This is a genomic window from Gemella sp. GH3 (assembly GCF_013415425.1).
Classification (GTDB): domain Bacteria; phylum Bacillota; class Bacilli; order Staphylococcales; family Gemellaceae; genus Gemelliphila.
Genome location: NZ_JACBYC010000203.1, coordinates 1 through 472 on the forward strand (window position 1 = coordinate 1; position 472 = coordinate 472).

The window sequence follows — 472 nt, forward strand, 5'->3', positions numbered from 1 at the left end:
TCGTTTCCTTTTTCTACATCAGAAATGTCTTTTTCATCTACGTTAGCAGTAATGTATAAATCATCTAAATTGTATGCATAAGCGATTGGGTTACCAGCTTGAGCCATAGACCCTTCCATACCATCAGTTTTTACGATAGTACCTTTTTGAGGCATTTTGATGCTCATATCTTTAGATTGACCACCTTCACCTTGAGCTGAAACTTCAGCTACTTTATCACCTTTATCAAGTTTATCTCCTTGTTTAATATCAAGAGATTTAATTTGTCCTGAAGCTGGACTTGAGATTTTAATTTGATCTCCGTCTACTTTTGCGTTGTCAGTAGTTACGTAGCTAGTCGCATTGTTCCAGAACCAGAAAGCTAGAACACCTATAACTACTAAGACAATGATAGTAATGACATTCACTAATACCATTTTCTTCATGAATATATCCTCCTATTTGCTTTTAAAATTCACTTTATCTATTATAG

General features: G+C 34.3%; 1 protein-coding gene. It reads right to left on the reverse strand.

Going from position 1 to position 472, the window contains the following annotated elements; translation table 11 throughout:
• Positions 1–425 (reverse strand): HlyD family secretion protein (locus HZY83_RS07685; protein WP_179943464.1); only part of this gene is annotated, 425 nt, incomplete at its 3' end.
• Positions 426–472: the final 47 nt, after the last annotated feature.